We start from the raw sequence: 13,709 nt of genomic DNA, 5'->3' as shown, positions 1-13,709 counted from the left end.
TTTGTTTATTAGGAGGTGCCATGTTGAACAAAAATGAAAAATTGATTCTTGAACGTATTCAAGACAATCCGTTCATCTCTCAACAGGAGTTAGCCAAAGCTGTTGGTCTCTCTCGCCCTGCCGTTGCCAACATTATCTCTGGCCTTATACGAAAAGAATATGTACTTGGTAAAGCGTATGTGCTCAATGATGATTTTCCTATCGTCTGTATAGGTGCGACAAATCTTGACCGTAAGTTTTATGTCAATCAAGCACTACAACAAGGAACTTCAAATCCGGTCACATCGACACGTTCCGTTGGAGGTGTCGCCCGAAACATTGCTGAAAACCTGGGGCGTTTAGGAGACAACGTCGCAATTCTTTCGGCCAGTGGCAACGACAGTGAATGGGACATGATCAAACATTTATCTAGCCCCTTTATGAGTCTTGACCACGTTCAACAAGTTGAAAACGCAAATACAGGATCGTATACGGCACTAATCGATAAGGATGGCAATATGGAGTATGGACTTGCAGATATGGAAGTGTATAAAGAAATCACGCCTGAGTTTTTAATTAAGCGTACACACTTACTGCGGAAAGCTAAATGTATCATTGTCGATCTTAATCTGCCCAAAGATTCACTTGATTTCTTATGTGCCTACAGTGAAAAACATCACATCAAACTCGTCGTCATACCAGTGTCGTCACCGAAAATGATAAACATGCCCGATTCTTTACATGCGATTGACTGGCTTATTATTAATCGTGATGAAACGGAAACATTTTTAAAGATGACCATTAATGATACTGAAGATTTAAAACGCGCTGCCAAACAATTAAATGATCTCGGCATTAGTCACGTGATTATTACGAATGGTACAAAAGCGCTCATCTATAGCAGTCCAACAGAAAGCATCATTAAAGACATTGTACCTTCAAAACAAGTTGAAGACGTGACGGGTGCTGGAGATGCGTTTACGAGTGCGGTCATTTTTAGTTGGTTAAAAGGATTCGATATTGAAGACACGTTAATTGCTGGCTTAGTAAATGCCCGTAAAACCATCGAAACAAAATACACTGTACGACAAAATTTAGATAAAAAACAGTTATTACGAGATATGGAGGAATATCAAAATGAAACAATACATTGAATTGTCTCAAGAAGTTGAAAATGCCAAATCAAATCACCAACCTATCGTAGCCCTAGAGTCGACGATTATCTCTCATGGGATGCCTTACCCACAAAATGTACAAATGGCGAAGAATGTAGAACAAATCATTCGTGACCATGGGGCTGTACCTGCAACAATCGCATTAATAGATGGCAAGATCAAAATCGGTTTAGAGGACAATGAGTTAGAATTACTCGCGAAAAGTGATAATGTCGCAAAAGTATCGCGTCGTGATTTAGCAGAAGTTATTGCACAAAAAAGAATCGGTGCGACAACAGTGGCTTCTACAATGATATGTGCAGCGCTCGCAGATATTAAGTTTTTTGTGACAGGTGGCATTGGAGGCGTACACCGTGGTTCTGAAGAAACGATGGATATTTCTGCTGATTTAGATGAACTTTCAAAAACAGATGTCACTGTTATTTGTGCTGGAGCCAAATCGATTTTAGATTTGCCCAAAACGATGGAGTATCTTGAAACAAAAGGTGTTCCTGTGATTGGCTATCAAACTGAAGAACTTCCAGCCTTTTTCACACGCAAAAGCGGTGTCAAATTAAATTCAACGGCAAATCATGTCGATGACATCGCTTCGATTTGTAAAGTGAAACATGATCTCCAACTTGAAGGTGGCATGGTAATCGCAAATCCTGTTCCTGAAGCTGATCAATTAGACAAAGCGTATATCGATACAATTATTAATGACGCTGTGAAAGAGGCCGAACAAAAAGGCATTCACGGTAAAGATTCTACACCGTTTTTATTAAGTAAAATTGTTGAAAAAACGGATGGTAAGTCCCTTGCAACAAATATTAAACTTGTCGAAAATAATGCAGTCGTTGGCGCCCAAATCGCAGTATCATATTCTAAATTGTAGGTGATGTTTATGTCCATACTATTTACGATGACAGGGGTGGTATTTGCATTATTTATCGCCTATATCGTCAGTTTTGATCGCAAACATATTGATTTTAAAAAGACGCTCATTATGCTTGTCATTCAAGTCTTACTGATTTTGTTTATGATGAACACGTCTATCGGTCTCAATATCTTAACAGCACTCGGTAAATTTTTTGAAGGGTTAATGAACATCAGTAAAGCAGGCATCGATTTTGTATTTGGTGATTTAGAAAATAAAGGCGGCTTTACATTTTTTATGCACGTCTTACTCCCTTTAGTTTTTATATCTGTATTAATAGGTATTTTAAATTACTTCAAAATCCTACCATTTATTATTAAATACGTTGGTTTGGTCATTAATAAAATCACGCGAATGGGTCGCTTAGAAAGTTATTTTGCCATCTCAACAAGTATGTTGGGACAACCAGAGGTCTTTTTAACGATTAAAGACCTTATACCGAAACTTTCCAAAGCCAAATTATACACAATTACCACTTCCGCAATGAGTGCTGTAAGCATGGCCATGTTAGGCTCGTATATGCAAATGATAGAACCAAAGTATGTCGTAACCGCAGTGATGTTAAACATTTTTAGTGCACTCATCATTGCGAGTGTCATTAATCCATATGAAGCGAACGATGCAGATGTGGAAATTGAAAACCTTACTGAAACACCTACAAAGCGCCAATCACGGACACCATTTTTCCAAATGATTGGCGACAGTGCGATAGATGGTTTTAAAATTGCGATTACAGTTGCCATTATGTTGTTAGCCTTCATTTCATTAATGGAAGCGATTAATGTCATTTTCAGCGCTGTAGGGCTAAACTTTAAACAGCTGATAGGATACATTTTTGCGCCTATCGCCTTCATTATAGGTGTCCCATGGAGTGAAGCTGTCCAAGCAGGGTCCGTTATGGCAACAAAATTAATCACAAATGAGTTTGTAGCGATGCTAGATTTTAAAGATATGGCGAAAGATTTAAGTGACCGTACGGTAGGGATTATTTCAGTGTACTTGGTCAGCTTTGCCAACTTTGGCACTGTAGGTATCATTGTAGGGGCTATCAAAGGCATCAGTGGTGAGCAAGGCAATAAAGTGGCAGCCTTCGCTTTAAAATTATTACTCGGTGCCACTCTAGCTTCTATCATTTCTGCTGCCATGGTAGGGTTAGTACTGTAGAAACCTCACGTCGTCATGCTATCATACACATCTTTATATAGACTTAATAATAGCCTTCAACATACATTTTATAATGCATATTGAAGGCTTTACTGTGTATACGTGTCCGCCACGATGTTAGAACGACGCAGCTATCAATTTAGAAATTTTATAGTTTAAAGTGCTTTATTACTACTTTTTTGCAAGAATATCGCGACTGCTGCAACGATGATGATCGCAATACCCACACCCACAACACCTAATGTTTTAACGATATTTCCAAAAACAATTCCTACCACTAAGAAGTCTGTATCTGAGAACGTCGTGGATGCTAAGCCTAAATCGCCTAAAAATGGCAAGAATAATAATGGTAAGAATGTAATCAACACACCATTCATCATCGCGCCAAAAACGGCACCTTTAATACCACCACGCGCATTCCCAAATACGCCTGAAGCTGCACCTAAGAAAAAGTGTGGCACAACGCCCGGAAGAATGACAACCCCACCAAGTAGAAACATCACAAACATGCCGAACACGCCTGTTAAAAAGCTAACGAAAAACCCAATTAACACTGCATTTTGCGCATAAGGGAAAACAATCGGACAGTCTAAGGCTGGCTTAGAGTTGGGAACCAATTTTTCAGAAATCCCTTTGAAAGCAGGTACAATTTCTGCCAGAATAAGGCGAACGCCTGTTAAAATAATAAAGACTCCTGCCGCAAATGTGACCCCTTGAATCAATGAAAAGACAATAAAGTTTTGGTCATGGCTTATCGTTTTATGGACATAGTCTACACCCGCAAAAAGAGACGCAATGAGGTACAACAGAACCATCGTAATCGAAATACTAATTGTACTTTCGCGTAAAAAACTTAAGCCTTTTGGAAACTGAATATCTTCCGTTGATTTAGATTTCCCTTTAAACAACTTACCAATTTCACCTGCAGCCCAATAACTCACTGTTCCAAAATGTCCAAGTGCTACTTGATCATTTCCCGTGATTTTACGCATCGTGGGTTGAGCGAGCGCTGGAAAGACAGACATGATTAAACCTAAAATCACCGCACCTATCACAATTGTTAGTGTGTTATTGACTTTACCTACCGTTAAAATAATCGCTAAAAAGGCAGCCATATAAAATGTGTGATGCCCAGTAAGGAAAATATATTTTAAATTCGTAAAACGTGCGATGAATATGTTCACTAACATGCCAAACACCATAATTAATGCGGCAGTTGTGCCATATTTTTCTAATGCGATTGAAATAATCGCTTCGTTATTTGGTACTACCCCTTGAACACCAAACGCATGTTGGAAAATTTTTCCAAAGGGTTCAAGTGATTGCACTACGACACCAGCACCTGCACTTAAAATTAAAAAACCTAATAGCGTTTTAATCGTTCCAGTCGTTACAACCGAAGCTGGTTTCTTTTGAACCATTAAACCTATAAACGCAATCAGTGCGACTAATATCGCTGGCTGGCTTAAAATATCAACGATGAAATCAAGAATGCTTTTCATATGAACACCCCAAACATTAAATTTTATTCATTTCTTTTAACTTTGCTGTCAATTTATCTTCAAGTTCTTGCTTGTCTAAAATATTATCTAGTATTAAAACATCCCCTAAACGCGCCGCATTTTCTTCCAAGTCACGTCCACATATAAATAAATCAGCCATTTCAGGACTTGCTGTCATAATATCGCTATGTTCTACATCAATGGTTGATTCAACGTTTAACGTCTTTAAAACCTCTTGAACATTCATTTCTACCATAAAACTACTTCCTAACCCGTGACCACATACAACTAAAATTTTCATATTAATCGTCTCCTTTAAAAATGGTAATCATTGATGCTTTATCCTGAGCACGCATTAACGCTTCGATATGTTGCGTGTCCCCTAACACTTGTGCCAATTGCTGTAAAATTGTTAAATGTGATGTATGATCAGTGGAACAGAAAACAAAAACTAAAGCCGCTTCATGCCCCTTTTCTGAAAAATTTATTGGGACACCAAGTTTTAATAAACTTATACCGACTTTGTTCACATGATTATCTGGCCGTGCGTGCGCAATCGCTACGTTAGGCGCAATCACAATATATGGACCTAACGTCTTGACACTATCAATCATGGCTTCCACATATCCTGGCTCAATATAATTCTGAGCCACCAATGGTTCAGCTGCGATGTGAATGGCTTCTTCCCAATCATTCACTTTCTCTCTAATCGTAATTTTGTCTTCAGTTAAGACATCTAAAGCCACGTTGCTTCTCCCTCCATTTGTGTTACATATTGTTGAAATTCCGTTAACTTACCGTCAATCAATTGTTGGCGCACATCGTTATCTGTTAATAATTCCGTGAGCTGTTTTAGCGCTTTTAAGTGCAACTTCGTGTTTTCCGTTGCTAAACATATCACCACATAGATAGGGTCATAGTGGGGATGTTTAAATGAAATGCCTTTTTCAAAATGAATCAAACTCATGCCTACCCCATGTACATGTGACGTGCTTCCATGTATTAAAGCGATATGTGGACTAATGACCATGTAAGGGCCTAACGTCTGCAGTTTATTCATAATTTCCTGTTTGTAGTCATGACTAACGACACCATCCCGTTCTAATGGACGCACACTTTCAGTAATCGCTTGTTGACATGACATAGATTGGTTAATTTTAAACACCCGTGTATGTAAAACATCTGATAAAGATAATCCACGCACTTCAGGTTGAACCAATGTTGCGGCTCGTCTCTCATTGACGATGGCATTCAAAGCATCGAGGTCCCCACGTGTTAATAATGGAGAAATAGTGACGGTTTCAATCGTTTGATACGGTGTCGGTACTGTTGAAATCACTAAATCTACATTCATATCACTTAACTCATCTTCACTGATGTCATAGATGGAATACGCATCTATAATGTCGAATTCCGGATAAACATGAGATAACTTCACATTGAGTAATTGTGATGTTCCGACACCCGATCCACATACGACGACAACTTTCAATTTGTGATGGCGTTGTGTCATCAATCGTTCAAAACTAGAGGCAAAATGTAACGTGATATAACTGATTTCATGGGCATGAAATTGCAGTTGATAGGCCTCTTCAAGAATATTGATATTTTTCACAATCACCTCATACAATTCTTGATATTCATGAATAATATTGTCATGTAACGGATTCGCTTGATAAATATGATTTTGCAGTCGATACAAAGCAGGTGACAAATGAATACTGAGCCCTTGAATGAGTTTGCCATCCGTAAAAAATGCCACTCCCATTTCAGCGCCAATATGTTCGACAAACTTTTCAATCGTCTGATGCATATAAGCTTCATTGACACGTGTTGAACTTAAAGTTGCACGCTTAGAGCTCAATAAATGGAGCACCATGACATCTCTTTCAGAATCAGGAAAAACTATGTTAAAATGTGATTCAATTTCTAATTTAATTGCTGATGCTACTGCGTAGGAAACGTCATCCTTCTTAACTACATACGTCGTAGTAGGTTCAGGTAAAGGGTTATTTTGTTTCATACGCCTTACCGCAATTAAAAGATGTAAAATCAAACCTTCAATCGCCGTTTGAACCAATGGATAGTGTTCACGTTTCAGCACCTTGATGACACTTTCACGAATTTGTTTCAAATCTGATGTCGCATTCAATTGTGCAATCATCACATCATTCATATTGTCATAATACGCATGTAACAATTGCGCATACGCTTGACGATAATGGGCTTCATTGCCTTCAACAACGTATCCTTTGTTGTTGATATACGTCAGTGTGAGATAATGATGACTGTACCATTTTGAAACAGCTTTAATATCCGATAGTATCGTGCGTCGGCTCACATTTAATTCTTCCGCTAATTGCTTTGTACTCATAGGACTTTCATGTTCTAAAAGCATTAACTTTAACAAGGTTTGCCGTTCATCTTTTGAAAAGTGAAAATGATGACCCTGCCCATCTGTTTGAATCCATTCATGAGAAGCATCAGTTTCTTTCATTGCTTTAATGCCCATGGTTTTATGCCTAACAATATGATAGCCACCTGTTTCCGCCATTGACTCGATATACTCAATATCGTATTGAATGGTTCTCTCAGAAAGGTGAAATGTTTTTGCGAGTGTGTGGATTGTCATAAATTGAGATGCTTCAAGGAGCAATGTCAAAATTTGTTGTTGTCGATTACTTAACACATCCATGCCTCCTATATTGTTATTGTAAGCGGTTTCTATCTTTAATGGATATGCAATCTATTGCTCATTAGAATCCGCAAAACTTCACATCTAAAGAATGTTAAAAAAGGCATTGAAACCCATTCGTTTCAATACCTTTCGATAAATTTAAAATGTAAATAATAAGTGACCCATGAGTGCGATGATTGGTAATGCAATGACGGTACGCATTAAGAAAATCGCAAACAGTTTCGTTAAGCTCACTGGAATTTTTGAGCCTAAGATCACGCCACCGACTTCTGATAAGTAAATCAACTGACTAACACTTAATGCACCCACAACAAAGCGTGTTAAGTCATCTTTAACACCTTCAATGAGTAATGACGGTAAAAACATATCCGCAAAACCAATGAGTACTGTTTCAGAGGCTTCTTTTGCTGATGGCACTTGCAACAACTCAAATAACGGTAAAAATGGCAATCCTAATACGCGAAATATTGGCGTATATGTAGCTAAAATTGTAGCGATAGTCCCAATCGTCATAACAACTGGTAAGACAGCAAGCCACATATCAACGACTGTTTTCGTACCATCTTTGAAAAATTGTTTTACTCCAGGTGCTTTCATACCTTGAACTGTTGCTTGTTCAAAGCCATAAGCGACCGGATTTTTATTGCCTAAATTGTCTTCTCTTAACGTTTCATGTTTCAAATTGTTTTTAAACGTATCTGGTACACGGTTCAAAGGCCAGAGACGCGGTAAAATGATGGCACAAGCCAAGCACGCTAAAATGACAGTCAGATAAAAGTAATAAAAGTGCTCAGATAAATGAATCGTTTCAGCAATGACAATGACAAATGTGATCGATACAACACTAAACATCGTCGCAATGGTCGTTGCTTCTCGACGCGTGTAATACCCTTGATTATACTGCTCACTGGCAATCATCACACCAATCGTCCCATCGCCTAAAAACGACGCTAAGTTAATAACTGTTGAGCGTCCAGGTAGCTTAAATAATGGACGCATAATAGGTCTAAAAATGGGTCCAAAAAATTCTAGCAGGCCGTAAGACATTAAAAACGGTAAAAATAATCCTGCAAAGAAGAAAATCGTTACAAGTGTTGGCAGTAAACTACTGAAAACAAGATCACCTGTGTCTGCAGAATAAATGACTTCTGAGCCAACTTTTAAATAAATGAGCCATGCGAAAACAACTGCTAATAACCGTACAATCACCCATAAAGGACCTACGCTAAATGTTTTCGCCATTTGACGTTCTGGATTCAACCTATTTTTGTATAAAGTACTACATAAAATCGTTAATATTCCTGATAATGTAATGATTCCTAAAATAATAAAAGGCATCGCATCACCAATGATTGTTTTCATTGTGCTTGCTAGCCAAGCAATCGGTAATGTAGTTTCAGACTCTCCCTTATCATTTGTGACGCCGATCGGTAATAAAAATAAAAATATACCTATTAAAGACATGATTATAAATTTCAAGCGACCACGAACGATATCTTTCTTCTGATATGTCGTCATAATGTACTCCCCTTTACATTTGAAATCCCTTTCATCAATTGTGCCATAAAATAATAGTTAAAGGGGATTTTTTTTGCACAATACTCCAAAACTATAGCATTGCACACGTTTATATTTATTTCTTTATGTGTATAAGTATCATTCACGCGCAAAGTAACTCCTAACGTTTACGTATAAATATGCATTAAAACGCTTATTTTCACTTTTCTATTTTACATGAAATAGGCCTCAAATGCACCATTTTGAATAAATTGAAAATATGTAATTTTTTACTTTCATTCAATTTGGATGATGATGCAATGTAGATAAGAGTTGATCGTTTAAATACTTCGAAACATCGATAAAAGCCTTCGATATTCATCCGTAAAATGAATATCGAAGGCTTACATTGTCCTTTTGACATTGACACATTCCAATTATTTGAGATCTATTTATCCGCTAAAATCTCATTGTAACTAATTTCTTCACGTAGTCTTACCGCAATATCATGTTCAGTAATCTCGCCGTTTAATACCATTTCATCTAATACTTCTCTTTGAGTATAGACTGCATATAATTTCATACGACGCATCTGCTCATTCGCTTGACGTTCTTTGGGTTTTAAACGTGATTGACGATGGATACGTGTAAAATATGAAGTATTAATCATTCCTATTTCAAGCATATTGTGACTATTACGTTCTTTTGATAAACGTTCTGATACGCGACGATATACTTGATCTAAAGTTTTATCAAGCGCTGGAATATCAATGTTTTTCTTTAATTTTCCTGTGCGCGCGCGATAACGTAACACCATCATTTTAATTGTCATTTTAACTTTATCAATAAAGTCTGCTTCTTTAAATTGTTGAGAATTATCGACAATAATTCGATATTGTGATAATCCTTGTTTGTCAATTTTCCCTTCATCTACAAGTGCACTTAACGTCTCTTGTTCTACTTCTCTAGCTATTTCACTTAACCTACGGAATTCACGTGCATCTTTACGATGACTTTGGTTTCTAAGTAAAAACATGTATTCACTATAGTATTCTTGAACAACGGGTCCAAATGATTTTAATGTACACGCCTCAGGTGTCATTTTCATCCGATGAATGACTTCAGCTAAAATTTTAATTTTCGCATCAATATACGTGAGCCCACGATTGGGTTCGATTACTGCTGATTGCGTAATGAATGGTAAAACGACTTGAGCAATAATTAAACTCATTAACACCATCATCGTGGCGATAAAAATAAGATCATTCCGAAAATCGAATAATTGTTGTTGGCTTAAATATACAGGTAACGTTAACGCTAGAGAAACTGAAATCGTACCATGTATACCACACATCGTCATAATAAACGCATAATGCAAACGATTCATCGGTTCGGGTTGTGTCATATTTCCAAATGAAAAACGCGTATTTTGAGGATAGTAAAATGTATTAAAAAACGCATACACCCATAGAAAACGACAGACATATATTGCAATTGCAATCATAACTGTTACGCCTAATAAAAAGAGTAATTTCTCAGGTTCATTTTGAATAATTTCGACAATCACGCTCGGAACGATATAGCCTAAAATCACAAACACAAATCCGTTTAAGGCATAGCTTACCGTGCTCCAAATTTGGCCGTAGCTCATTTGGATTTCTGGTTGCGCACGTACGAGACGTTCACGTTCAAAACCATGAATAAGTCCTGCAATCACGACTGCAATAATACCTGACGCGTGCACTAATTCAGCGACAATATACACGACAAAAGGGGTTAATAATTGTATATAAATCAGCGTGTTATTATCTTTCAGCCCTTTAGTTTGTAAAATAATACGCAACCGTACTACGAGAATTCCGATGATTAACCCTATAATTAAACCTAATAGCGTCGATACCACAAATTTTTCTATTGCTTCTACTGCTGAAAATGTATGTACGATGAGTGCCGTGATTGCGATTTTGTAAGAAATAATCCCAGCTGCGTCATTCAATAACGATTCGCCTTCTAAAATTGTCATGGCCCCTTTAGGAAGCAGCTTCCCTTTCGTCATTGCTTTAACTGCGACGGCATCGGTAGGGCACAGTATAGCAGCAATTGCGAAAGCTGCTGCCATTGGTAAATCAGGCCACACCCAGTGTAAGAAAAAGCCGGCACCAATGACTGTCACGAAAACAAGCGCCATCGCCATTAATGTAATGGGTTTAATATATTGCAGTAACTTTTCACGATGAATATTCGACCCTTCAACGAATAATAAGGGCGCGATTACTGCAAGCATAAACACCTCTGAACTAAATTCAAAATGGATAGTAATCGGCACTAAAAAGAGAAACGCACCGAAAAGAATTTGTATGAAAGCTACGGGCACTTTAGGTATCTTTACACTCACAATAGAACTTAAAATTACTGCGACAATAAAAAAGATATACGCTTCTAACAACTGCATTGTGCATCACCCCTATAAAATATTTTAAGCTGTGTTTTATGCCAACACTTTTTATGATTTGAATAAATGTTTAGGAATGTGACAGTAATCATTTGGAAAGTGATCTAGACGATCTTGATGTTCAGGTGCGCTTGGTACATAGCGCGAAAGTGCACATACTTCGACTTTAATTTTAGGCGCATCCGCTCGTTCTGCAATGAACTGACGTGCCTTTTGAAGATGTGTTTCACACGTACTATAAACTCCTGTACGATATTTCGGTCCTACGTCATCTCCTTGCCGATTGATCGCATACGGATCAATCACATCAAATAGCGCTGTCATAAGTGCTTCAACTGAAGTTCGCTTCGGGTCAAATTCGGTTTTCACACACTCGACATATCCATCATAAGGCCCTTCTAATGACTCAGTAGCACCATTTGCACGTCCTGCTTCAGTATTAATGACGCCAGGCAATGTTTTCACAAATGCTTGTACGCCCCACAAACATCCCCCAGCAAGATAAATGGTTTCCATATGCATCTCCTTTAACATGTGTTAATTTTATTATACATAACAATCCAACCCCACTACATTTCTCTAAACAAAATTATTTTATCCATATATGAATTATTTCGAATACCCAACGTTTTAACCTTTAATTTCTTCTTCACAAAACGTTCAAATTTCTCTAGAATCACCGCCATAAACCCATATAAAACAACGTTTCAAGATTATTTTTAGGTTAACCTAACTTTTTATTTTACATGCTCGAAAAATTATGTTATCTTAAAAGTGTTCAAGATGATACCCTTACATTTTGAACACATTTCCCTTCAAAAGTATGAGCTGTGTTTTTTCTGGCATTACATCCTCCAAAAATGCATCGTAATTCAGAAATTACTCACACACGCTCGTCGTCCAAATCTGAAGACCTTAGAGGTAGGTTGGGTCCCCTACATAACATCCACCTCACCCGTATAAGGTCAACCTAATAGGGTGGTTATTGCGACAAAAAGCGATACACACATATGGTTCTCCTAAAAATGCGGTATGTTACATACGGTGTAACAGCCGATACGTTCAACCTATTTTAAAACCCTCAATAATATCCCTGACGTCTGGTCACGTCAGGGATTTGTTGTGTGCATGCGTTGAGATGGGACATAACACCTCTGATAATTAAAAATAAGCCAACAAAATTCAATAATACATGAACTTTATTGGCTAATATCTATCCATATAAATAAATTTAATTTTTAGTGATGGACCATGTAATGAATTGTGATTGATCCCTTAGCCGAGACTTCTGAGGCATTATGCCGCAACCTAAAATCCATTTTGAGGTAAGACGCCTAGAAAAGCGAAGCGTTTGGGACAATCATAAATTGAAACGATTGATGTTCCCCCTCATAACGCATTGATTATTTTTGTGTTTTTAACTTTAAAGGTATTTTGATTTCTTTGTCTACTTTTTTGCCATCCATTAATTTAAGAATGGTTTGTACAGCTTCTTTACCCATGAGATGGGGTTGTTGTGCAACAGTAGCTTCTAATTTATGGTTTTGAATGGCTTTCATCGCATCTTCATTACCATCAAATCCTACAACAACTATATCCTTATCCCCAATCGCTTCAATAGCACCTAAAGCCATTTCATCATTATGTGCGAAAATCGCTTTAATATCAGGATGTGCTTGAATCATATTTTGAGTGACGTTCAAACCTTCCGCTCGATCAAATTTCGCACTTTGTTTCGACACGATATTTAATTCTTTATCAGCTATGTCATGGAATCCTTTACCACGTTCACGTGTCGCACTGGCACCAGGTACACCTTCTAATTCTGCCACTTTAGCATGTTTACCTACTTTATCCACGATGTATTGACCGCCCATTTTACCTCCTTCGACATTATCAGAGGCAATAAATGACGCGACATCGCCCTTATCTACGGAACGGTCTAATGTAATAACAGGTATGCCTTCATGATTAGCAGATTCCACTGCACTTGAAATGGCACTTGAATCTGCAGGATTGACGATTAAGTAATCCACCTGTTGTTGCACAAGGTCTTCGATATCGTTCGTTTGTTTAGCAGAGTCATCACGTGCATCTACTACTTTTACGTTCATTCCTTGTTGTTTGGCTTCTTTTTCAATATTGTCTTTTATCGTCACAAAGAATGGATTGTTTAATGTTGAAATACTCACACCAATTGTAATTTCGGATTTTTTCTTCGACGTTTTGCCACTATTATCTTTTTTTACCGGAGATTCTAATGAACATCCTGCCAATACTATCATACAAGCTACGATAAATATGACTATTTTTTTCATTTCTGACG

Annotated in this window: 11 protein-coding genes; 3 read left to right on the top strand and 8 right to left on the bottom strand. The window is 37.6% G+C overall.

Features of this window, described 5'->3' with window-relative positions; genetic code table 11:
- The first annotated feature begins 20 nt into the window (after positions 1–20).
- The 3 genes from G8Y85_RS11540 to G8Y85_RS11530 are packed head-to-tail and all read left to right on the top strand — an operon-like array spanning position 21 to position 3,234.
- Positions 21–1,133: a carbohydrate kinase gene (locus G8Y85_RS11540; RefSeq protein WP_415410171.1), complete on the top strand. Its 1,113-nt coding sequence runs from the start codon at positions 21–23 to the stop codon at positions 1,131–1,133.
- Positions 1,117–2,028 carry a pseudouridine-5'-phosphate glycosidase gene (locus G8Y85_RS11535; RefSeq protein ID WP_060551945.1) on the top strand — a complete coding sequence of 304 codons (912 nt, stop codon included), beginning with the start codon at positions 1,117–1,119 and terminating at the stop codon, positions 2,026–2,028. The genes G8Y85_RS11540 and G8Y85_RS11535 overlap by 17 nt, the downstream gene beginning before the upstream one ends.
- Before the next feature lie 9 nt (positions 2,029–2,037).
- Complete coding sequence (locus G8Y85_RS11530; protein ID WP_165805871.1) at positions 2,038–3,234, top strand: NupC/NupG family nucleoside CNT transporter; 1,197 nt, start codon at positions 2,038–2,040, stop codon at positions 3,232–3,234.
- Between the two features lie 155 nt (positions 3,235–3,389).
- On the opposite strand, the gene G8Y85_RS11525 is transcribed toward G8Y85_RS11530, so the two are convergent.
- From G8Y85_RS11525 to G8Y85_RS11490, 8 genes are all read right to left on the bottom strand, one after another.
- Positions 3,390–4,736, bottom strand: a complete 1,347-nt coding sequence (locus tag G8Y85_RS11525; protein WP_165805870.1) for a PTS ascorbate transporter subunit IIC — start codon at positions 4,734–4,736, stop codon at positions 3,390–3,392.
- A 16-nt stretch (positions 4,737–4,752) separates the two neighbouring features.
- Positions 4,753–5,037 (bottom strand): PTS sugar transporter subunit IIB, encoded by a 285-nt coding sequence (locus tag G8Y85_RS11520; protein ID WP_037565744.1) that lies wholly within the window; start codon positions 5,035–5,037, stop codon positions 4,753–4,755.
- A gap of 1 nt (position 5,038) precedes the next feature.
- On the bottom strand, positions 5,039–5,482 hold the full coding sequence (locus G8Y85_RS11515) for a PTS sugar transporter subunit IIA (protein ID WP_107401027.1): 444 nt from the start codon (positions 5,480–5,482) through the stop codon (positions 5,039–5,041).
- Positions 5,473–7,425: a BglG family transcription antiterminator gene (locus G8Y85_RS11510; protein WP_165805869.1), complete on the bottom strand. Its 1,953-nt coding sequence runs from the start codon at positions 7,423–7,425 to the stop codon at positions 5,473–5,475. Before G8Y85_RS11510 ends, G8Y85_RS11515 begins: the two co-directional genes overlap by 10 nt.
- Before the next feature lie 147 nt (positions 7,426–7,572).
- On the bottom strand, positions 7,573–8,952 hold the full coding sequence (locus G8Y85_RS11505) for a YjiH family protein (RefSeq protein WP_037565736.1): 1,380 nt from the start codon (positions 8,950–8,952) through the stop codon (positions 7,573–7,575).
- Positions 8,953–9,379: 427 nt separating this feature from the next.
- The gene (locus G8Y85_RS11500) at positions 9,380–11,383 is read right to left on the bottom strand and encodes a cation:proton antiporter (RefSeq protein WP_060551975.1); all 2,004 of its coding nucleotides are present in this window, start codon (positions 11,381–11,383) and stop codon (positions 9,380–9,382) included.
- Positions 11,384–11,434: 51 nt separating this feature from the next.
- Entirely contained in the window at positions 11,435–11,899 is a 465-nt protein-coding gene (locus tag G8Y85_RS11495; RefSeq protein ID WP_165805868.1) for a peptide-methionine (S)-S-oxide reductase, read from the bottom strand.
- An 887-nt stretch (positions 11,900–12,786) separates the two neighbouring features.
- The gene (locus tag G8Y85_RS11490) at positions 12,787–13,701 is read right to left on the bottom strand and encodes a D-ribose ABC transporter substrate-binding protein (RefSeq protein WP_107401036.1); all 915 of its coding nucleotides are present in this window, start codon (positions 13,699–13,701) and stop codon (positions 12,787–12,789) included.
- Positions 13,702–13,709: the final 8 nt, after the last annotated feature.

This window comes from Staphylococcus sp. 11007852 (genome assembly GCF_011394325.1).
In the GTDB taxonomy this organism is placed as follows: domain Bacteria; phylum Bacillota; class Bacilli; order Staphylococcales; family Staphylococcaceae; genus Staphylococcus; species Staphylococcus agnetis.
This window is presented reverse-complemented; position numbering and strand designations above follow the sequence as displayed.